At 72.0% G+C, this 21,234-nt stretch carries 18 protein-coding genes, 1 pseudogene and 1 riboswitch; of the genes and pseudogenes, 13 read left to right on the plus strand and 6 right to left on the minus strand.

What is annotated here, in order from left to right:
• Window positions 1–3: 3 nt before the first annotated feature.
• Window positions 4–987 (minus strand): aldo/keto reductase, encoded by a 984-nt coding sequence (locus KN815_RS08335; RefSeq protein ID WP_216341105.1) that lies wholly within the window; start codon window positions 985–987, stop codon window positions 4–6.
• A 42-nt stretch (window positions 988–1,029) separates the two neighbouring features.
• Window positions 1,030–1,482, minus strand: a pseudogene (locus KN815_RS08340) (enolase C-terminal domain-like protein); the annotation flags it as partial.
• Window positions 1,483–1,807: 325 nt separating this feature from the next.
• Between KN815_RS08340 and KN815_RS08345 the strand changes: the two are divergent.
• From KN815_RS08345 to KN815_RS08355, 3 genes are all read left to right on the plus strand, one after another.
• Window positions 1,808–2,773 (plus strand): carbon-nitrogen hydrolase family protein, encoded by a 966-nt coding sequence (locus tag KN815_RS08345; RefSeq protein WP_216341106.1) that lies wholly within the window; start codon window positions 1,808–1,810, stop codon window positions 2,771–2,773.
• 89 nt (window positions 2,774–2,862) lie between these two features.
• Window positions 2,863–3,102, plus strand: a complete 240-nt coding sequence (locus tag KN815_RS08350) for a hypothetical protein (protein ID WP_014057435.1) — start codon at window positions 2,863–2,865, stop codon at window positions 3,100–3,102.
• A gap of 2 nt (window positions 3,103–3,104) precedes the next feature.
• Window positions 3,105–3,482: a toxin Doc gene (locus KN815_RS08355; protein WP_216341107.1), complete on the plus strand. Its 378-nt coding sequence runs from the start codon at window positions 3,105–3,107 to the stop codon at window positions 3,480–3,482.
• A gap of 71 nt (window positions 3,483–3,553) precedes the next feature.
• Here KN815_RS08355 and KN815_RS08360 read toward each other — a convergent pair whose 3' ends face one another.
• The 3 genes from KN815_RS08360 to KN815_RS08370 all read right to left on the minus strand — a co-directional run bounded on the left by KN815_RS08360 (window position 3,554) and on the right by KN815_RS08370 (window position 6,739).
• Window positions 3,554–4,825: an MFS transporter gene (locus KN815_RS08360; RefSeq protein ID WP_216341108.1), complete on the minus strand. Its 1,272-nt coding sequence runs from the start codon at window positions 4,823–4,825 to the stop codon at window positions 3,554–3,556.
• A gap of 72 nt (window positions 4,826–4,897) precedes the next feature.
• The gene (locus KN815_RS08365) at window positions 4,898–5,401 is read right to left on the minus strand and encodes a MarR family winged helix-turn-helix transcriptional regulator (protein WP_216341109.1); all 504 of its coding nucleotides are present in this window, start codon (window positions 5,399–5,401) and stop codon (window positions 4,898–4,900) included.
• A gap of 93 nt (window positions 5,402–5,494) precedes the next feature.
• Window positions 5,495–6,739 (minus strand): YVTN family beta-propeller repeat protein, encoded by a 1,245-nt coding sequence (locus tag KN815_RS08370; RefSeq protein ID WP_216341110.1) that lies wholly within the window; start codon window positions 6,737–6,739, stop codon window positions 5,495–5,497.
• 214 nt (window positions 6,740–6,953) lie between these two features.
• On the opposite strand from KN815_RS08370, the gene KN815_RS08375 reads away from it, so the two are divergent.
• From KN815_RS08375 to KN815_RS08400, 6 genes are all read left to right on the plus strand, one after another.
• Complete coding sequence (locus KN815_RS08375; RefSeq protein ID WP_216341111.1) at window positions 6,954–7,853, plus strand: Gfo/Idh/MocA family protein; 900 nt, start codon at window positions 6,954–6,956, stop codon at window positions 7,851–7,853.
• Between the two features lie 89 nt (window positions 7,854–7,942).
• On the plus strand, window positions 7,943–8,686 hold the full coding sequence (locus tag KN815_RS08380) for an HAD family hydrolase (RefSeq protein WP_216341112.1): 744 nt from the start codon (window positions 7,943–7,945) through the stop codon (window positions 8,684–8,686).
• Window positions 8,683–11,028 carry a glycoside hydrolase family 65 protein gene (locus KN815_RS08385; protein ID WP_216341113.1) on the plus strand — a complete coding sequence of 782 codons (2,346 nt, stop codon included), beginning with the start codon at window positions 8,683–8,685 and terminating at the stop codon, window positions 11,026–11,028. Before KN815_RS08380 ends, KN815_RS08385 begins: the two co-directional genes overlap by 4 nt.
• A 48-nt stretch (window positions 11,029–11,076) precedes the next feature.
• A complete protein-coding gene (locus KN815_RS08390; RefSeq protein ID WP_216341119.1) occupies window positions 11,077–12,114 on the plus strand; it encodes a PHP domain-containing protein in 1,038 nt (345 codons plus the stop codon).
• Window positions 12,115–12,266: 152 nt separating this feature from the next.
• Window positions 12,267–12,827: a hypothetical protein gene (locus KN815_RS08395; RefSeq protein WP_216341114.1), complete on the plus strand. Its 561-nt coding sequence runs from the start codon at window positions 12,267–12,269 to the stop codon at window positions 12,825–12,827.
• Window positions 12,824–14,011 carry a hypothetical protein gene (locus KN815_RS08400; protein WP_216341115.1) on the plus strand — a complete coding sequence of 396 codons (1,188 nt, stop codon included), beginning with the start codon at window positions 12,824–12,826 and terminating at the stop codon, window positions 14,009–14,011. Before KN815_RS08395 ends, KN815_RS08400 begins: the two co-directional genes overlap by 4 nt.
• 7 nt (window positions 14,012–14,018) lie before the next feature.
• Here KN815_RS08400 and KN815_RS08405 read toward each other — a convergent pair whose 3' ends face one another.
• Window positions 14,019–15,920 carry a glycoside hydrolase family 97 protein gene (locus KN815_RS08405; protein ID WP_216341116.1) on the minus strand — a complete coding sequence of 634 codons (1,902 nt, stop codon included), beginning with the start codon at window positions 15,918–15,920 and terminating at the stop codon, window positions 14,019–14,021.
• Between the two features lie 191 nt (window positions 15,921–16,111).
• Between KN815_RS08405 and KN815_RS08410 the strand changes: the two genes are divergently transcribed.
• The 4 genes from KN815_RS08410 to KN815_RS08425 all read left to right on the plus strand — a co-directional run bounded on the left by KN815_RS08410 (window position 16,112) and on the right by KN815_RS08425 (window position 21,144).
• Window positions 16,112–16,372: a hypothetical protein gene (locus KN815_RS08410; RefSeq protein ID WP_216341121.1), complete on the plus strand. Its 261-nt coding sequence runs from the start codon at window positions 16,112–16,114 to the stop codon at window positions 16,370–16,372.
• A gap of 221 nt (window positions 16,373–16,593) precedes the next feature.
• Window positions 16,594–18,516, plus strand: coding sequence for an NAD-binding protein (locus tag KN815_RS08415; protein ID WP_216341120.1), 1,923 nt, complete (start codon window positions 16,594–16,596; stop codon window positions 18,514–18,516).
• A gap of 96 nt (window positions 18,517–18,612) precedes the next feature.
• A riboswitch (cobalamin riboswitch) is annotated at window positions 18,613–18,739 on the plus strand.
• A 59-nt stretch (window positions 18,740–18,798) separates the two neighbouring features.
• Window positions 18,799–19,182, plus strand: coding sequence for a (2Fe-2S) ferredoxin domain-containing protein (locus KN815_RS08420; RefSeq protein ID WP_216341117.1), 384 nt, complete (start codon window positions 18,799–18,801; stop codon window positions 19,180–19,182).
• 156 nt (window positions 19,183–19,338) lie between these two features.
• Window positions 19,339–21,144 carry an FAD-binding dehydrogenase gene (locus tag KN815_RS08425; protein ID WP_216341118.1) on the plus strand — a complete coding sequence of 602 codons (1,806 nt, stop codon included), beginning with the start codon at window positions 19,339–19,341 and terminating at the stop codon, window positions 21,142–21,144.
• Window positions 21,145–21,234 lie beyond the last annotated feature (90 nt).

Raw genomic sequence — 21,234 nt, forward strand, 5'->3', positions numbered from 1 at the left:
CCGTTACCAGCGAGGGTGCACCCGGGCCCGGAGCCGCCGGTCGTACAGGTCGCCGACGGCGTCCAGCGTGGCGCCGGGCAGCGGGGGCAGCCCCGCCGCGTCCGCGTTCGCCCGGGCCTGCTCGGGCGAACGCGCCCCCGGGATGACCGAGGTCACGCCCGGCTGCTGGACGATCCACCGCAGCGCGGTCTGCGCGGGGGTGGCCCCCTGGGGCGCCAGCTCCGCGAACTCCACCGCCGCCTCGAGACCCTCCTCGAAGCCCACGCCCGAGAACGTCTCGCCCTGGTCGAACATCTCGCCGTGCCGGTTGAAGGTGCGGTGGTCGTTCTCGGCGAAGACGGTGTCCCTGGTGTACTTCCCCGACAGCAGACCGGACGCCAGCGGCACCCGCGCGATGATCCCCACCCCGGCCTCCCGCGCCGCCGGCACCACCTCCTCCAGCGGCTTGAGCCGGAACGGGTTCAGGATGATCTGCACGCTCGCCGTCCCCGGGCGCGCGATCGCCGCCAGCGCCTCCGCGTATGTCTCGACGCTCACCCCGTACGCCGCCACGCGCTCCTCCGCCACCAGCGTGTCCAGCGCGTCGAAGACCGCAGCCGAGGAGTGCACCGGGGACGGCGGGCAGTGCAACTGCACCAGATCCAGGGTGTCCACCCCCAGATTGGCCCGCGAACGGTCGGTCCACGCGCGGAAGTTGTCCAGCGTGTAGTTCTCCTCGAGCTGCGGCAGCCGCCGCCCCATCTTGGTCGCCACGAAGATCCCGGCGTCCGGACGCTCCCGCAGATACCGCCCGATGAGCTGCTCGCTGCGCCCGTCCCCGTACACATCGGCGGTGTCGAAGAACGTCACGCCCGCTTCGACGGCCGCGTCCAGCACGGCCAGGGCGTCCTGCTCGCCGACCTCGCCCCAGTCCGCGCCCAACTGCCAGGTGCCCAGGCCCACGACCGAGACCTTGCGGCCGAGCCGGCCGAACTCACGCTGTTCCATGCTCCCTCTTCTCTCCTGCTGCGACGCTCACCGTACCCCCGCTCACCAGTCGTGCACCGTGCCGTCCGCCAGCCGGTTCACCGGCAGATAGGCGGGCTGGTACGGGAACCGCCCGGCGGCCTCGGTGTCCAGCTCGACACCCAGGCCCGGGGTGTCGGACGGGTGCAGCAGCCCGTCCTCGAAGCGGAAGGTGGTGCGGAAGACCTCCAGGGTGTCGGCGGTGTGCGGCATGTACTCCTGTATGCCGAAGTTGTGGATGGCGAGATCCAGATGGAGCGCCGCGGCCATGCCCACCGGGGAGATGTCGGTCGGGCCGTGGATGCCGGACTTGATCCCGTAGACCGCGGCCAGGTCCAGCAGTTTGCGCATGGCGGTGACCCCGCCGGTGTGGGTCACCACCGAGCGCACATAGTCGATCAGCCGCTCGCTCAGCAGGGTGGTGTAGTCGTGGACGTGGTTGAAGACCTCGCCGATGGCCAGCGGGGTGGTGGTGTGCTGTGTCCCAGCTCTCCTCGGCGGGCAGCACCCGGGGCCCCGATCCCCGGCGCGCGGGTTCGTAGTCGTAGCGCTCCCCGCCGCCCGCGCTGGAAGAGGCCACCCCGTAGACCGAGGCCACCCCGTAGACCGAGGCCGGCCCCGGGACGCCGGTCTGCACCCGGATCGCGCACGAGGCGACGGCACGCCACCCGCCCCCTCGTCAGCTTCCCCGCCCACGGGTAGCGTGGCGGCATGCTGTGACACCCGCACCGCCCCCGGGGCCCGCCGGGACACCTCCTTCGCACCGTCCGCACGTCATCAGAGACCGAAGGAGGCATCCGCCATGACCACCCTCACCGTCGCCCTGCTCCAACTCTCCCCGCCCGGGCCCGACTTGTCCGTGAACCTCGCCCTCGGCGAGGCGGCCTGCCGCCGGGCCGGGGCCATGGGCGCCGACATCGCGCTCTTCCCCGAGATGTGGAGCAACGGCTATAGCTCCGCCGTCCCGGACGGCGTCGCCCCTGGCGATCTCTACCGCCATCCGTCGCTGTGGGACGAGGCCGCGGCGGCGCCGCCCGGGCCCGTCTGGCTCGGTGAGCCGATCACCCGCGACTCGCCCTTCGTCACCCGCTTCCGCGAGCTGGCCGCCGAACTGGAGATGGCCATCGCGCTCACCTATCTGGAGCGCTGGGACGGAGCGCCGCGCAACACCCTCTCCCTCATCGACCGGCACGGCCGCCTGGTCCTGACCTACGCCAAGGTGCACACCTGCGTCTTCGACCTGCCCGAGGCCGCGCTGACGCCGGGGGAGGGGTTCGAGGTGTGCGCCCTGGACACGGCGGTGGGCGAGGTGATGACCGGGGCGATGATCTGTTACGACCGCGAGTTCCCGGAGAGCGCCCGCGCCCTGATGCTCGCCGGAGCCGAGATCGTCCTCACCCCGAACGCGTGCGAGCTGGAGATCAACCGGCTCTCCCAGTTCCGCTCCCGCGCGGGGGAGAACATGACCGGGATGGCCATGGCCAACTACGCCGGCCCCGGCTGGGGCCACTCCGTCGCCCATGACGGCGTCGCCTTCGCCGACGGGCGGTCGCGGGACACCCTGGTGGTCGAGGCGGGCGAGGCCGAGGGGGTCTATCCGGCGGTTTTCGACCTCGACGCGCTGCGCGACTACCGGCGCCGGGAGGCATGGGGGGACGCCTTCCGCCGCCCCGCCGCCTACCGGAGCCTGACGGGCCGTGAGGTGCGCGAACCCTTCGTGCGGCTGGGCCCCGAGGGCGGTCCGGTCCCCGGCCGCAGCCTCCCGTAATGGCGGGAACGCTTTGTCAAGTACCTACAAAAGCATGATCTGAGCTGGGGCGATTGCTGACGGGGTACCTGGTGAGTAGGGTGTCCCGCATGTCAGCACTCAACGTGGAATTCAGCGATCGGGAACTTGAGGACCTCCGCCAGATCGCCAAGGAACGCGGTACGACGATGAAGGCCCTCGTCCGGGAGGCGACCGTGGCCGACATCGCGCGGCACCGCGCTCTACAGGAGGGTGCCGAGGTCTTCCGGCGGTTCTTCGCGGACAACGCGGACGCCTTCGCGGACGCGTTCCCCGACGATGAGCACCGCCATCCCGGGCAGGCCGCCTGACCATGGTCCCGTTGCTGCATATCGACGTCCCCTGGCTGCTTCAGCGCCATGAGGAGGTCATGCCGGAACAGCCGGCCATCTCGGACTTCTCGGGTCTGGTCGCAGCCGTCGCCCGCCACCGAGTGGACCCGCCGCGCCTGGGCGTCGATCCCGACCCGGCGTGGCGGGCCGCGGCCCTGCTGCACACCATCGCGCTGCTCAGACCGCTTCCGGCGAGCAACGCGCGGTTCGCCTCCGCGACTGCGGTCGCCTATATGCACGCCTCGGGGGAGGGGATCGACCCGCCGTACGGGGCGCTGATCGATCTGGTCCGCGACATCCTGTCCAGCAAGGCCGATGTGTTCGACGCGGCCGGCCGTATCCGCTCCTGGCGGATCTGAGCGGGAAACGGACCGGCGGGGTCTCGGGCTGCATACCTGCCCGGCGCATCGTGCCGGGCCCGTTCCTCGCGTCAGCCCGCCGAGCCCAGGTCCTCGGCCAGCGCCTGCTTCTCCAGCGTCTCCCGCCGCTCCTCGGCCGGGGTGTGTCCGGCCGCCTCCGCCGCCTGGACGCGCTCGGCCTCGGCGAGCAGCGAATGCCCGGTGGCCAGGACGCCGATGCCCAGCGCGACCGCCGCGGCCCCGATGTAGAAGGGCAGATGTACGCCGCTGTGCTCGGCGATCTTGCCCGCGGCGTACGGGGCCAGACCGCCGCCGATGAAGCGGACGAAGCCGTAGGAGGCGGAGGCGACGGACCGCTCCACCGGGGCGACCGTCATCACCGCCTGGGTGGTGATGGTGTTGTTGATCCCGATGAAGGCGCCGGCCACGATCACCGCCACGATCAGCGTCGTCTTCGAATCGGTGAACAGGCCGATGACGAGGATGTCGAGCGCGAACAGCGCCAGGTTCAGATACAGGGAGCGCGCTATGCCGAGCCGCGACTGTAGCCACGGGGCGCCGAAGACCGAGAAGAAGGCGACGAGCAGACCCCAGCCGGTGAAGACATAGCCGAGCTCATGGGTGCCCAGGTCCATCGGGAACGGCGCATAGCCCAGCACCGTGAAGAAGCCCCAGTTGTAGCAGAGCGCGGTCAGCCCCATGGTGAGCAGTCCGCGGTGGCGCAGCGCCTTGATCGGGTCGGCGATCGAGGCCCGGCGCGCCGGGGTGGGGGTGGGCTGGACCAGCACGATGGTCGCGATCAGCGCGATGGCCATCAGGGCCGATACGCCGAAGAACGGCCCGCGCCAACTGATCCCGCCGAGCTCACCGCCCAGCAGCGGCCCGATCGCGATGCCGATGCCCAGGGCGGTCTCGTAGAGGATGATCGCGCCCGCGAAGCCACCGCTGGCCGAGCCGACGATGACGGCGAGCGAGGTGGCGATGAACAGGGCGTTGCCCAGGCCCCAGCCGGCGCGGAAGCCGACGATCCCGTCGATGCTGCCGGACGCCCCGGCCGCCGCGCTGAAGAGCACGATGAGCACCAGACCGGCCACCAGGGTGCGCTTGGCGCCGATGCGGCTGGAGACGAATCCGGTGACCAGCATGGCGACGGCGGTGACCACCAGATAGCTGGTGAACAGCAGCGACACCTGGCTCGGTGTGGCATGCAGTTGGGAGGAGAGGGAGGGCAGGATCGGGTCCACGAGGCCGATGCCCATGAAGGAGATCACGCAGGCGAAGGCGACGGCCCATACGGCCTTCGGCTGCTTGAAGGGGTTGGGGGCGCTGGGATGAGCGGACAAGAGCTGCTCCGTCGTTCAGGGCCCCAGCCGTGACGACATGGCAATGCCGTGGCGCGGCAGGGTGCCGGTTGATCAGGAAGCGGTACTCCCCGGGGCCTTGCGCGCCCGTGCCGCGTTGTCGACCAGCCGCTGGAAGGCGGGGGCGGCGGCGTGGACGGCGGTGGCGAGGGCCTGTTGGTCCTCGGGGGAGAGGGTGGCCAGCAGTTCGGCGAGCCGGTTGGTACGGCCGCGGCGCCGCTCGGCGAGCAGCTCCCGCCCGGCGTCGGTGATCGCCACCAGCACCACCCGCCCGTCCTGCGGATCGTCGACCCGGGTCACCAGACCCTGCCGCTCCAGCCGCTGGATCAACTGGGTCATAGAGGGCTGGGTGACACCCTCGTCGGCGGCCAGGGCCGTCAGCCGGGACGGCCCCTCCCGGCTGAGCCGGCCGAGGGTCGAGGCCGCGGTGAAGCTGATGTCCCGGTTGGTCAGGTGGCGCACCGCGAGGAACGCCAACTGTTCCAGCGCCTCCGCGACCTGCTCGCGGGTCGCGGGGACATCGGGTTCCCGGGGGCCGGACTGCTGCGTGTATTCCACATCTAGATTTATATCATGCCTCTATATAGGCAGCCTATGCAGATGGCTGTGGAGAGCCTCACAGCCGCCCATGGCGCCTGAGGGAAGGCCGCCTCAGCGGAAGATTCCGGTGTGGCCGAGGGAGTAGCGGCCGGGCTGGGGGTAGACCGCGAGCCCGTGCGGACCGCCGCCGACCGGGATCCGGGCGCGCAGCCGGCCATTGCGGGTGTCGATCGCGTAGACCTCGGCGTTGTAGCGGCCCGAGAGCCACAGCACCTTGCCGTCGCCGGACACCCCGCCCATGTCGGGGCTGCCGCCGCCGGGCAGCCGCCACCGTTGCACCAGCTTGCCGGTCTTGAACGACAGCACCGAGATGGTGCCCTCGCCGCGGTTGGAGATGTACATCGAACGGGAGTCGCGGCTGACGTAGAGGCCGTGCGTGCCCTTTCCGGTGCGCAGCAGCCGCGGCTTGCCGAAGGTGTCGCCGTTGAGCACCCACACGCCGTTCGCCACCATGTCGGCGATGTACCACGTCTTGCCGTTGGGCGAGATCTTGACGTCCTGCGGCATGGCTCCGGCGATCGGCAGCCGCTGCTTGGCGACCACCTTCTTCTTCGCGGTGTCCACCTTCAGCAGCTCACCGGAGAATTCGCACGAGACGATGAAGTAGCGCCCGTCCGGCGAGAAGTCGGCGTGGTTGACGCCATAGCAGTCCACCGGCACCGACTTGATCACCTTCATGGTGTGCGCGTTCCGGAAGACCAGCGCCCGGTCCATGGAGGCCATCACCACGGCGTACTTCCCGTCCGGGGTGAAGTAGAGGTTGTACGGATCGTGGACGACCACCGGGCGGCCGACCCGGCCGCTGGCGGGGTCGATGGGGGTGAGGGTGTTGCCCAGGTCGTTGTTGACCCACAGCGTCTTCAGATCCCATGAGGGCACCACATGCTGCGGCTGATGGCCCACCTGGATGGTGCGGACGACCTTGAACTTCTTCGGATCGATGATGCTCACCGTGTCCGAGAGCGTATTGGGCACGTACACCCGCGACGGAAAGTCCTTCACCGCCCGGGCCAGCTTCCCCGGCCGGTCGGCCGCGTAGAGGTCATGGGGGTCCAGCGGGGGCGGCATCCCCGGCAGCAGCCGGGCCGACGCGGCCTTCTTCTTCGCCGCGGCCTTCGCCGCGGCGGCGGCCTCCAGCGCGCTCTGCCGCGCCGACGCCGACTTCGCCCGGTCGGGCCGGTGCTCACTGGTGGAGGCGCAGGACGGTACCGCGGCCCCGCACAGCAGCAGGGCCGCCACGGCCCGGACCGTGGCGCGCCGCCGGAGCGCGCGGGAGTGGGACGAGCCACGGGCCACGGGTTCCTCCAGCGGTGAGGGTGGGCTTCGGCCGTCCCCCGCACCGTGGCCGGCCATGGCCTCACCCTGGCACCGCCCCCACCCACCGGCATCCGCCCGGGGCCAAGCGGGGGAGGGGCGTACCGCCCTCGGCCGAAGCGGGCGGCCGCACGGGCGTAGGATCGCGGCCGACTCCGGGGAAGACCCCGGGACTTCGCGCGGAGGGGGACGGACAGTGCGTTTCGGACTGCTGGGCACCGGACACTGGGCGGCCGAGACCCATGCGGCGGCGCTCGCCGCGCACCCGGTGGCCGAACTGGCCGGGATCTGGGGCCGCGACCCGGCGAAGGCACAGGCGCTGGCGGACCGCTGGGGCACCCGCGCCCACCCGGACGCCGACGCGCTGATCGCCGACGTGGACGCCGTGGCCATCGCCCTCCCGCCGGACATCCAGAGCGGCCTCGCCGAGCGGGCCGCGCTGGCCGGGCGCCATCTGCTCCTGGACAAGCCGCTGGCCTTCGGCACCGAGGAGGCCGACCGGATCGTACGCGCCGTGGACGAGCGCGCACTGGCCTCGGTGGTGTTCTTCACCAACCGCTTCGCGGCGCCCGTGGAGACCTTCCTCCAGGAGACCGCGGCGGCCGGTGGCTGGGACGGTGGCCGTGCCACCGCCTTCGCCTCGATCTTCCAGCCCGGCGGCCGCTACGGCGGATCCCGCTGGCGGCGGGAGCGCGGCGGACTGTGGGACGTCGGCCCGCACTCCCTGTCCGTCCTGCTCCCGGTCCTCGGCCCGGTGGCCGAGGTCACCGCCCTGGACGGGCCGCGCGGCGCCGCGCATGTGCTGCTGCGCCATCGCTCGGGCGCCATCGGCACGCTCGCGCTCACCCTGGACGCCCGGCCCGCCGCCCAGGGATTCTCCTGCGACTTCTACGGCGAGCGGGGGATCGCCGCGGCCCCCGAGGCCGGGACCACCGCGGTGGCGGCCTTCGGCACGGCCGTCGACCGGCTGCTGAGCGCCGCCCGTAACGGCGGCGCCGCCGACCCCTGTGACGTGCGGTTCGGCCGCGAGGTCGTCGCCGTCCTGGAGGCCGCCGACCGCTCCCGCCGCGAGGGGCGCACGGTCGTACCACGCTGAGCGACGGCAGCGCTGCGCCGAGTGGGGGAAGGTTCCGATCCCGCCGTCACGCCCCGCATATTCCGGCGTTCCCGGGGGAATCGGGGGCCATGACCAAGCTCGGCCTGCCCGGTTCCATCCGGGCCTGTCTGTTCGACCTCGATGGCGTGCTGACCAGGACCGCGGTGGTGCACGCGGCGGCGTGGAAGCAGATGTTCGACGAGTTCCTGCGGCGGCGCGACGGCCCCTCCTTCCGGCCCTTCGACTCGGCCGGCGACTACGACGAGTACGTGGACGGCCGTCCGCGCGCCGACGGGGTGCGCACCTTTCTGGCCTCCCGGGACATCGATCTCCCCGAGGGCGGGCCGGACGATCCGCCCGACGCGGACACCGTGTACGGCCTGGGCAACCGCAAGAACATCCTGGTCCTGGAGAAGATCCGCGAGGAGGGGGTCGAGGCGTACCCGGGCTCGGTGCGCTTCGTGGCGGCCGCGCGCGCCGAGGGCCTGCGGATCGCGGTCGTCTCCTCCAGCGCCAACTGCCGCGATGTGCTGATCGCCGCCGGTATCGAGGACCTCTTCGAGGTGCGGATCGACGGTGTGGTCGCCGCCGAGCGGGGGCTGCCCGGCAAACCACACCCCGACACCTTCCTGGAGGCCGGACGGGAGCTGGGCACCGCCCCCGAGGCGGCCGCCGTCTTCGAGGACGCCCTGGCGGGGATGGAGGCCGGGCGCTCGGGGCACTTCGGCTGTGTCGTCGGCGTGGACCGGGTGGGCCAGGCCGACGCGCTGCGCGCGCACGGCGCGGGCATCGTGGTCAAGGATCTCGCCGAGCTGCTGGAGGACGACTCGTGATCACCGATTCCTCGTATGTCGTCGACCCCTGGGTGCTGCGGGAGATCGATCTCCGGCTCGATCTGCTGCCCCAGAGCGAATCGGTCTTCGCGCTCTCCAACGGCCATATCGGCTGGCGCGCCAATCTCGACGAGGGGGAGCCCCACGGGCTCCCCGGCTCCTATCTCAACGGCGTCTACGAACGGCGTCCGCTGCCCTACGCCGAGGCCGGATTCGGCTACCCCGAGGCCGGCCAGTCCATGATCAACATCACCAACGGCAAGATCATCCGGCTGCTGGTGGACGACGAGCCCTTCGATCTGCGCTACGGACGGCTGCGCTCCCATGAGCGCGTGCTCGACCTGCGCGCCGGGGTGCTGCACCGCACCTGCGAATGGACCTCCCCCTCCGGCACCAGTGTGCGGGTCCGCTCCACCCGGCTGGTCTCCCTCACCCAGCGGGCCATCGCCGCCGTCGCCTACGAGGTGGAGGCCGTCGACGCCCAGATCCGCGTCGTCGTCCAGTCCGAACTGGTCGCCAACGAGCAGCTTCCCGAGCGCGCCGGTGACCCCCGGGTGGCCGAGGCCCTGGAATCCGCGCTGAACCCCGAGGAGAACGCCGCCGACGACAAGCGGCTGCGGCTGATCCACTGCACCGAGGACAGCGGTCTGCGGGTCGCGGTCGCCGCCGACCACCTGATCACCGGGCCGCCGCCCACCCGCCACGCCGGCGAGAGCGGCGACGACGTCGCCCGGCTGACCGTCACCTCGGTGCTGGAGCCCGGCCAGGTCCTGCGGCTGGAGAAGCTGGTGGCCTACGGCTGGTCCGGCGCCCGCTCGCTGCCCGCCGTACGGGACCAGGTCGAGGCCGCGCTCGCCGGGGCCGCCAGCACCGGCTGGCGCGGCCTGGTGGACCAGCAGCGCACCTGGCTGGAGGACTTCTGGTCGCGCGCCGATGTGGAGGTCGAGGGCGACGCCGAGATCCAGCAGGCCGTGCGCTTCGCGCTCTTCCACGTCCTCCAGGCCGGAGCCCGCGCCGAGGAACGGGCCATCCCCGCCAAGGGCCTCACCGGCTCCGGCTACGACGGCCACACCTTCTGGGACACCGACACCTTCGTCCTGCCCCTGCTCACCTACACCTTCCCCGAGTCCGTGGCCGAGGCGCTGCGCTGGCGCCAGTCCATCCTGCCCGCCGCCCGGGAGCGGGCCCAGCAACTGGGCCACGAGGGCGCCACCTTCCCCTGGCGCACCATCGACGGCTCCGAATGCTCCGGTTACTGGCCGGCCGGCACCGCGGCCTTCCATGTCAACGCCGATGTGGCGGACGCGGTGGTGCGCTATGTCGCCGCCACCGGCGACGAGGAGTTCGAGCGCGAGACCGGTGTGGAACTGCTGGTGGAGACCGCCCGGCTGTGGCGCTCCCTCGGCCACCACGACCACCACGGCCGCTTCCATATCGACGGGGTGACCGGCCCCGACGAGTACAGCGCCATCGCCGACGACAACGTCTACACCAACCTCATGGCCCAGTCGAACCTGCGGGCCGCCGCGGACATCATCGAACGCCACCCGGACAAGGGCTCCGAACTGGGCGTCGACGACGAGGAGGCCGCCGCCTGGCGGGACGCGGCCGAGTCCATATCGGTCCCGTACAACAAGACCCTGGGCGTCCACGAGCAGTCGGCGGACTTCACCGGCCACCAGGAGTGGGACTTCCAGGGCACCCGTGCCGACCAGTACCCGCTGATGCTCAACTTCCCCTACTTCGACATGTACCGCAAACAGGTCGTCAAACAGGCCGACCTGGTGCTGGCGATGTATCTGCGCGGCGAGTGCTTCACCGAGGAGGAGAAGGCACGCAACTTCGACTACTACGAACGGCTGACGGTCCGGGACTCCTCCCTGTCCGCGTGCACCCAGGCCGTCATGGCCGCCGAGGTCGGCCATCTGCGGCTCGCCTACGACTACTTGGGCGAGGCGGCCCTGATGGACCTGAAGGACCTGGAGCACAACACCCGCGACGGTCTGCACATCGCCTCGCTCGCCGGTACCTGGATCGCCCTGGTCGCCGGGTTCGGCGGGATGCGGCACCGCGACGGCAGGCTGGAGTTCTCGCCCAAGCTGCCCGAGAAACTGGCCCGGCTCGCCTTCACCATGCAGGTGCTGGGCCGCGGACTGCGCGTGGAGATCACCGGCCGCAGCGTCACCTACTCCCTGACCGAGGGCGCCCCCATGGAGATCCGGCACTACGGCCGGCCCATCACCGTCTCCGAAAAGACCTCCCAGACCTGCGACATCGCCGAGCTGACGGCACGTCCCGAGCCCCACCAGCCCCCCGGCCGCCGCCCGAACCGCCGCGCCTGAGACGCGGACGACACAGCGCGGATGCCGGGACACAGCGAGGAGCGCGCGATGGACCCCCTGGAGGCCCTGGACCGGATCGCGTTTCTCCTGGAGCGCGCCCAGGCGCCGACCTACCGGGTGCGTGCCTTCCGCACGGCCCAGGCCGTGCTCGCCGGTCTGGACCCCCAGGAGGTCGAGCGGCGCGTCACCAACGGCACCCTACGGTCACTCAAGGGGCTCGGGCCCAAGACCTCACAGGTGGTCAAGGAGGCACTGAAGGGCCAGATGCCCGGATATCTGGCCAATCTGGAGGCCGAGGCCACCGAGGCCGAGCTCGAGCCCGACGAGGACGCGGCGAAGCTGTGCGCCGCGCTGCGCGGGGACTGCCATATGCACTCCGACTGGTCCGACGGCGGTTCCCCGATCGAGCTGATGGCCCGTACGGCGGCACGGCTGGGGCACGCATGGGCGGTGCTCACCGACCATTCCCCGCGGCTGACGGTGGCCCGCGGCCTCTCGGCGGACCGGCTGCGCGCCCAACTGGACGTGGTGGCGGAGCTGCGCCCGAAGCTGGCCCCCTTCCAACTGCTCACCGGGATCGAGGTGGACATCCTCCCCGACGGCTCCCTGGACCAGGAGCCGGAGCTGCTGGACCGGCTGGATGTGGTGGTGGCCTCGGTTCACTCCAAGCTGCGGATGGACGCCCGCCCCATGACCCGCCGGATGGTCACCGCCGTCAGCGATCCGCTGGTCGATGTGCTGGGCCACTGCACCGGACGGCTGCTCGGGGGTAAGCGCCCCGAGTCCGTCTTCGACCATGAGGAGGTCTTCGGCGCCTGCGCGGAGGCGGGCACCGCCGTGGAGATCAACTGCCGTCCGGAGCGGCTGGATCCACCGCGCGGGCTGTTGCGCGAGGCCGTCCGGGCGGGGACCTTCTTCTCCCTCGACACCGACGCCCACGCGCCCGGCCAGCTCGACTGGCAGCGCAACGGCTGCGCCCGGGCCGTGCAATGCGGGGTGCCGGTGGAGCGGGTCATCACCACCTGGACGGCCGGGCAGTTGGTGGAGTGGACCCGCACCCGACGGCCCCCGCGCCGGGCGAGCTGACGGCCGCCATCGGCCACCCGCGTCGGCGGACGGTACGCGAAATGCACGATGAATCTGCCTATGTGCGGTAAGTCCTCACATCATCTCCCCGGGCCGGGCTACCGTACAGGCGTCGCACGCCCCGCCGGGGTGTGGCGTACCGGGGGGAACGCATGACGGACATGACGGAGCTGGACGACGCCGCCATCGAGCGGATCCTGACGATGGTCGACGCCTCGGCGCGCGCCGTCGCCGAGGACGAACACGAGGAGCTCTTCGAGGAGTTCGCCGAGGAGACGCGCACCCGTCGGCGGGTGCCCGGCGCCGGGGAGTTCTTCGACGACCTCAGCGGGGCGCCCGCGGTCGACACCCATGTGTATCTCACCATCGGGCTGTCCCTGCTCGGCCAGATCGCCTTCACGGTGCTCTCGACGGCCACCGACATGGCCGTCCAGCGCGGACTGCGGGACGCCGTCGGCTATCTCGGGCGCTGCCTGCGCGGCGACTCCGCCACCGGCGGGACGGACACCGAGCAGGACGAGGACAGCACGGCGGGGCTCGCCCGGCGGGTGACGGTGGAGCTGCTGCTTCCGCCGGAGGTGGACCCGGACACGGTACGGGCCGTCGTACGGATCCAGGCGGAAGCGCTCATCCGCGCCGAACCCGGCCCCGATGGCGAACCCGGCGGCGGCCCCGACGACGCCGCGGACCCCGCCGGGCCCGGCCGGCCATGACCGCCGCGTCCCCGGTCCGTCGGCTGCGCCGGGCCGAGCGGACCTGCTGGACCGTCCTCATCGGGCCGCTGTGCGCGGCGCCCGCCACCGGGGCGAGCGTGCTGACCACGGGGGACGATCGGCTGTCCGCGCCGGCCGCGGTCGGCGCCACCGCGTTCCTGGCCGTCCTCGTCCTCCTCATCGTCTTCCTGCTGCCCCTCGTCAACGAGTGGCGGGCCGACTCCCTCAGCGGTCGTGAGGCCGAGGAGGCGCCGCATCCGGTCGACTGGTCGGCGAAGGGCTGGGCGCGTGTCCGGGACACCTTCCACTCCGCCGGACTGGACACCGCCCGGCTGGACGCGGTCTCCAGTTGGTCCCCGGTGGCCGATCTGAAGGTGGTCCACGTCCCCCAGCCGTCCCCGGGACGCCTGGGCCGGATGGAGGACTGGGGTACGCGGCTACGGCGCCGCAAGTCCGTCTGGGCCGTCGGCGCCGCGGGCGGACTGGCCTTCGCCGTACTTCAGGACCGGATCTCCCCGCCGTTCGACGGGGATCGTCTCCTGGTGCCCGCGATCATCCTGGTCATCGCACTCTGGGCGGCCGCGGGCACCTTCCTGTACCACGCGGTCACTCTGAACATCCGCAGGCCCACCGTCCATGTCGCCATTCCGCGCAGTTGGCGCACCCTGCTCAGAAGCCCGGCCGGGGCGGTCCTGCTCCGGCATGAGATCTCGCATCTGCGCCATGGTGATCCGATGCGACGGCGCTATCCGCGGCATGCTCCGGCGGCGGGGAAGGCCGCCGTGTTCTACGACGGGATGACGGCCCTCGCCATCACCCCCGTGGAGACCTCGGCGCAGACTGTCACCTCGATCGCCGTCTTCGCCCTCACTCTGACCTGCGGCCTTTACGCCAACAGCCGGGCCGGCCGGGTCCTGGTCACGCTGATGGAGATGCGGGCGGACGCCGAGGCGGTCACGGACGCTGAGTCGGCGGACCGGCTGTCCGCCTTCCTCACCCAGCAGCAGGAGAAGAACCCGACGCGGCAGAAGGCCGACCGGCTGCTGGCCCTCTCCCGCGGCTGGACCGGCGGCCACCCCGCCCCCTACGCCCGTGCCGTCGCCGCCGCAGGGGTCTTCGCGGCCGGCGTCTGTATCCCGGCGATCGGGATCTGGACGGGCGTCCTGGCCGGGGTGTCCGAATGAGGGATGGTCAGGGACGGTCGCAGGTCGACAGGCCGGGCCGCCAGCGGCAGGCGATGGCGGCGAACCCGCCGTCCGCCGTCACCGGCACGGACAGCGTCTGCCCGCCGCGCACCACCTTGGGCGTGCGGACCAGACCGTCCGGGCCGTCCAGGACCAGGTCGACGAGCCAGCGGCCCTTCTCCAGCCGCAGCGGCACCTTGGCGGTATGGGCGGGGCCGGTGAACGTACCGCCGATGAACCAGCGCGAGCCGCTGGCGCGGGCCAGCACCGCGCTCGCACCGGGCCGCCCGGTCAGCAGCCGGGTACGGTCCCAGGAGGCGGGGATCTGCTCCAGGAAGCGGCGGGCGAGCGGACGGGCGTCATACGACTCCGGGGTGCCCGCCAGGTCCTGGATACCGGACTCGTAGAGCACCGACAGGCCCACTTCCCCCGCGTCCGAACCCGCGTTGGGGCGCTCGGCCCGGTGGAAGGCCCCGGGGGTGAAGTCCATGGAGCCGATCACATTGCGGGTGAAGGGCAGCGTCGCCAGATGCTGCGGGGTGTTGGTCCGCTTCTCCTCGCCGTTCACCCCCTCCATCGACATCACCTGCGGCCAGGTGCGCTGGATGCCCTTGGGGATCGTCGAGCCATGGAAGTTGACCAGCAGATGGTGGTCCGCGGTGGCCTTGAGGATCTCGTCGTACCAGCGCAGCGTCTCCTGGGCCTCGGAGTCCATGAAGTCGATCTTCACGCCCTTGACCCCCCACTTCTCCAGCGTGGGCAGCCACAGTTCGCGCTCCTCGGCGGTGTCGAGGTCGCGGTGGTGGATCCAGACCTGGATGTCCACCTGCCGCTCGCGCGCGTAGTCCACGAGCTGCGGCATCCAGCTATTGCGCGGCCAGTTCGGATCGGTGACATCCCACTGGTCGGGGTCGAAGTACCAGCCCGCGTCCACCACCACATACGGCCAGCCGCGCTGGGCCGCGTAGTCCACGTACCCCTTCTGCATCGACAGGCTCTGCCCGGCCGCCTTGCCGCCCGCGAGCCAGGTCCACAGCGCGGGCCCGGGCCGGATCCAGGAGGTGTCGGCGACCCGCGAGGCGGGTGCCAGATCGTCGGTGAAGGTGGACTGGGTGACGGTGGCCAGATCGCCCACGATCAGCGCGCGCCAGGGTGTGCTGAGCGGTCCGTCGGACGCGACCCGCTGGTCCCAGAGCCCGATGCGGTACGTGGGCTGCCCCTGCTGATGGATCAGCCGGGCGGCGGAGTAGCGGCCGCTGAGATCCGACTCGGCGATCAGGGCGTAGCCGCCCGCCGTCCCGAAGAGCGCCTGGGCCATGTACTCGCCGGTGGGCGCGGTCGCCGCGGTGTACTCCTTGAACAGGTTCTCGTTGTCCTTGCGGTAGTCGCCCAGCCACGCGGCCGCGTCCGGCGGCAGGGTGAAGGCCGAGGTCTCGCCGAGGACATCGCCGCTGCCGGAGGGCAGCACATAGCGATAGGCGACCCCGTCGTCCGAGACCCGCACCACGAGGTCCAGCCGGGCGCTCCCGCTGCCCCGGAACCGGAAGCGGGCCTCGGTCATCCGCGCCGTGCGCGAGCGCTCCTTGCCGACCGTCGACCGGTAGCGCTCCACGACGGTGCGGTCGTGGCGCCCCAGATAGCGCAGCCCGTGTGACAGATCCGCCCGTTCGGTGACGATGCCCACGGGCGAGGGCTCGACCACCGTCCGTCCGCCCCGGGACACTTCGAGCGTCAGCGCTCCCGAGGCTCCGTCGAGCCGCAACTGTGCGAGGGGACCGGAGCGGGGTGAGGGGCCGCGCACGGTCCAGGCGGAGTCCTTCGCCTGCGCGGGCCCGGTGATGAAGAGCGTCATGGCCAGGACGCCGCAGAGCAGAAATGCCACAGCGGAGCGTCGGTAAGATCTCGGCATCGTTGCCTCCCGAGGCGGATACGTTACCGAGTCATCCGATAACTGGGGAGGGGTCGGGCGTCATTACGCCCCGTCAAGGGGTATTGGTGCATGAGAGATCGGATCTATGGGCGGGCCGCTTTCCGGGACGAAGCACGGGTAAGGGGTCGGCGGACGGACCCGCGTACGGTCCGGACAGGGAGGCGCACACGATGAGCGGCACGGCGGGGCCCCGAGACCCGGACCGGGAGACGGCGAACCGGGAGACGGCGAACCGGGAGACGGCGAACCGGGCGGCGGCGAACCGGGCGGCGGCGGACCCGGATCCCGGCCCGGACCCGGCCCCGGAGCCCGCCGAGCCCGAGGGCGGGGAGCCCGCCTGCTGGCTGGATCGGGTCTGCGCCGACTGCGGCGCGATCCAGGACGCCGCGCCCTTCGCCCGCTGTGCGCGCTGCGGCGCCCCCAGGGAGTGAGCACACCGGGCTCCCCGGTCGCCCGCCCCCGGTGCCCAACTCCCTTGAGGGGCGCACCGGGTACGGTCTGATCATGACCGCCGGAGCGCGGGTGCCGGCCGCCGGAAAACGCGGCCACCGTACCCCGTCCGGACGACCGGCAGCACGGATCAACGGGGGGCTTCGCCGTCGTGTTCTCCACCTCCGCCTCGGACCCGCCGTCCCCCTCGGAGACGGCCCACATGGTCGTCTGCGGTGACGACGCGCTCGCCCACCGCCTCGCCGCCGAGCTCCATGACGTCTACCGGACCCGGGTGACGGTCGTCATCCCCGGCGGCGCCCCGCTGGCGGACCCGGCCGGGCAGCGGGCGGCGGGATGGTGGCCGGGCGGCCGTACCTCCGCGCTCTTCGGCCGGTTCAGCGCGGCCGTCGGACGGATCCCGCTGCCCCGCCAGACCGCGGACGACCCCGCTCCGGACGGGGGAGTGCGGGTCATGGAGGTCCCGGTGCTCGACGAAGAGGTGCTGACCGCGGCAGGTGCGGAGCATGCGACCGCGCTCGCCCTGGTCCATGACGACGACGAGGCGAACATTCACGCCGCACTGCGCGCCCGCCGCCTCAACCCCCGGCTGCGGCTGGTGATCCGGCTCTACAACCGCAAGCTCGGCCAGCATCTGGAGGAACTCCTCGATGAGGCGGCACGGGTGGCCGATCCCGGCATGGACGCGGCGGAGCTGGACGCCACCACCACCGTACTGTCGGACGCCGACACCGCGGCCCCCGCACTCGCGGCCACCGCCATCGCGGGCACCAGCAAAGTCCTCCAGGCCGATGGGCTGCTGCTGCGCGCGGCCGAGCGCACCCCGCCCGGCCCCGACGAGGTCGCCCGCCCGGGGCTGTGCACTCTCGCCCTGCTCTCGTCCACCACCAGCGACCCGGGCGGCAGCGAGGGCTCCGACAGCAGCGGGGACGAAGGGCCCAAGCTGCTGCCCGGAGACGAGGAGGTGGCCGCCGCCACCGGACGCGACACGGTGGTGCTCGAGGCCGTCTCCGCCACCGGCGCTCCGCTGCCGCCACGGCGGCTCGGCACCCGCAGACTGCCCTTCGCCTCGCTGTTCTCCCGCCGACTGCGCTGGTCCGTCGCCGGGATGGCGATCGCCGTGCTCGCCCTGACCGTCGCCTCCTGGCAGCTCACCGGAGCCGGTCTGCTCCGCGCCGCCTACCTCACGGTGCTGGACGTGCTGGCGATCGACGACCCGGCGCTGGACGAGCCGACCGGACGCAAGGTCCTGCAACTGCTGTCCGGGCTGATCGGACTGCTGATGCTGCCCGTCCTGGTGGCCGCCGCGCTCGAAGCGCTGGGCACCTTCCGTACCGCCTCGGCGCTGCGCCGCCCGCCGCGCGGTCTCTCCGGCCACGTCGTGCTGCTCGGGCTCGGCAAGGTCGGCACCCGGGTGCTGGCCAGACTCCGGGAGATGGACATCCCCGTGGTGTGCGTGGAAGAGGATCCCGCGGCGCGCGGTATCCCGCTGGCCCGCAGGCTGGGGGTGCCGACGGTCATCGGCGATGTCACCCAGGAGGGCGTCCTGGAGGCCGCCAAGATCCAGCGGGCACACTCCCTGCTCGCCCTGACCAGCGTCGACACCACCAACCTGGAGGCGACGCTGTACGCCCGCTCGGTCAAGCCCCGGCTGCGGGTGGCGCTGCGCCTGTACGACGACCGCTTCGCCACCGCCGTCTACCGCACGCTGCGCGCGGCCCATCCGCGGGCCCTCACCCGCAGCCGCAGCGTCTCCAGCCTGGCGGCCCCGGCGTTCGCCGGGGCGATGATGGGGCGTCAGATCCTGGGTGCCATACCGGTCGAGCGCAGGGTGCTGCTCTTCGCCGCCCTGCATGTGGCCGGGCATCCGCAACTGGAGGGGCGTACCGTCGCCGAGGCGTTCGCACCGGGCGCCTGGCGGGTGATCGCACTGGACGCGGCGGAACCCGCCGACCGGCAGCGCGACCTCGCCGCGGCGCCTCCCTACGACGGCGTCGCCCAGGAGCCCGCGCTGGTGTGGGATCTGCACCCCGGCTATGTCCTGCGGCCGCACGACCGGGTGGTGCTGGCCGCCACCCGCCAGGGCCTGGGCGAAATCCTCGCGGGTGCGGCCCACCGCGACTGACGTCCAGCCGCCCGTGGCGCTCCCGGGAGCGGGGGCCACATGGTGCGGCGGTGCCCGGGATGCGATGATGCCGGGCGACAAAGGCGACGGCGGGACGAGGAAGCCGGTGTGAATCCGGCGCGGTGCCGCCACTGTGATCGGCGAGCGGATCCCGAACAGGCCACTGCCCGTATCCGCGGGTGGGAAGGCCGGGACGAGCATCGACCCGAGAGCCAGGAGACTCACGCGGTCGCCTCCTCGACGCAAACCGGGGCGGACTTCCCCGGAGGAGGGTGCTACGGCATGCCTGTGAGGCCGACCGACCCGGTGCCATGCCGGGTGACCGTATGCCGGGACTGCTGCTGCGGCAGCCCCAAGGTGACCGGAATCGACCATGCGGCGCAGCTCGCACGGCTCGGTGAGGAGGCGCCCGTACGCGTCTCCGAGTGCCTGGACGTCTGCGATCAGGCCAATGTGATCGTGGTGCAGCCATCGGCCGCCGGACGTGCCGCCGGGGGCAGGCCGGTGTGGCTCGGCCTGGTCAACGACCCGGACGCGACGGAGGACGTCGTGGCCTGGGTCAGGGCGGGCGGCCCCGGTGTGGCGCCGCTGCCCGACATCCTCGATCTGTACGCCTTCTCGCCACGGCTGCGCGCCTCGCCCGAGCCGTCGTCCGGCGGGCGCTGACCGGCCGAAGTTCCCTACGGCTTCCGGGAGTTGCTCATTGGGAGCAGGAGTCTGGCGGCCCCGCACCCGGTGGGCTACCGTCGGTAACACGTTGCCGTCGCGGCAACCCCCTGCGCATCTCCCGCACCCTCCGTACCCCCTTCCGGAAGGCAGCCCATGGAGAACTCCACAGAGAACGCCGCCTCGCTCGCCGGGATAAGCCGCCGCCGCGCCCTGACGGCGGCGGGCGGTGTGCTCGCCGGCGCCGCGCTCGCCCAGGCGGCCGGTCCGGCCTTCGCCGCCTCCGGGGCGTCCTCGGACGCGGACGCCATCGTGGTCGGCGGCGGTCTCGCCGGGCTGGTCGCGACGGCCGAACTGGCGGCCGCGGGACGCAAGGTGCTCCTCCTCGACCAGGAGCCCGAGAGCAACCTCGGCGGCCAGGCGTTCTGGTCCTTCGGCGGCCTGTTCTTCGTCGACTCCGAGGAACAGCGGCTGATGGGCATCAAGGACACCCACGAACTGGCCTGGCAGGACTGGCTCGGCGCGGCCGGCTTCGACCGCGGCGTCTTGGATCCCGGCGGCCAGGACTACTGGGCCCGCAAATGGGCCGAGGCATACGTGGACTTCGCGGCCGGGGAGAAGCGGTCCTGGCTGCACGGGCTCGGCGTGCAGTGGTTCCCGATCGTCGGCTGGGCCGAGCGCGGTGGCGGCCTCGCGGACGGGCACGGCAACTCGGTGCCGCGTTTCCATGTCACCTGGGGCACCGGTCCGGCCGTGGTCGAGCCGTTCGAGAAGAAGGTGCGGGCCGCCGCGAAGGACGGGCGGGTGACCTTCAAGTTCCGGCACCGGGTGGACGATCTGGTGGTCACCGGCGGTGCCGTCACCGGGGTCAGCGGCTCGATCCTGGAGCCCAGCGACGCCGCCCGCGGCAAGCCCACCTCGCGCACCGTGGTCGGACACTTCGAGCTCAACGCCCCGGTGGTGATCGTCACCTCGGGCGGTATCGGCGCCAACCACGATCTCGTGCGGCGGAACTGGCCCGACCGGCTCGGCACACCGCCGAAGTTCATGGTCACCGGCGTCCCGGCGTATGTGGACGGCCGGATGCTGGCGATCACCGAGAAGGCGGGCGGACGGATCGTCAACCCCGACCGCATGTGGCACTACACCGAGGGCCTCAGGAACTACGACCCGATCTGGCCGGGCCACGGCATCCGCATTCTGCCGGGCCCCTCCTCGATGTGGTTCGACGCGAAGGGCAACCGCTTCGCCACCCCCGACATCCCGGGCTACGACACTCTGCACACCCTCGGGACGATCACCGCCACCGGCTATGACTACTCCTGGTTCGTCACCACCCAGAAGATCATGGCCAAGGAGTTCGCGCTCTCGGGCTCCGAGCAGAACCCGGACCTGACCAACAAGGACATCCTCCAGCTCCTCTCCCGCATCTGGCAGACACCCGAGCCGATCCAGCGATTCCGGGACAAGGGCGAGGACTTCGTCGTCGCGAGCACCCTGCCCCAACTGGTCGCGGGCATGAACAAGTTGACCGGCGACAACCTCATCGACCTGGCGGACCTCACCCGGCAGATCGAGGCCCGCGACCGCGAGATCGCCAACCCGTACACCAAGGACGTCCAGGTCATGGGCATCCGCAACGCGCTCGCCTACCCCGGGGACGCGCTCAGCCGCACCGCCTCCGCGCACCGGATCCTGGACCCGTCCGCCGGACCGCTGATCGCCGTGCGCCTCAACATCCTCACCCGCAAGACCCTCGGCGGCCTCCAGACCGACCTCTCCGGCCGCGTCCTGGACGGCTCCGGCAACCCGATCACCGGTCTGTACGCGGCCGGTGAGGTCTCGGGCTTCGGCGGCGGGGGAGTGCACGGCTACCGCTCCCTGGAGGGCACCTTCCTCGGCGGCTGCCTGTTCTCGGGCCGCGCCGCGGGCCGCGCGGCCGCCGCCGCGACCGCGACCTGAACCGGGGGACGCGTCGGCGGTGGCGCACCGGGCACATGGCAGACTCCTCCTGCGGTCCGCGGGCGGCCGGGAGCATCCCCGGCCGGTCAA

Source organism: Streptomyces niphimycinicus (assembly GCF_018883605.1).
GTDB lineage: Bacteria > Actinomycetota > Actinomycetes > Streptomycetales > Streptomycetaceae > Streptomyces > Streptomyces niphimycinicus.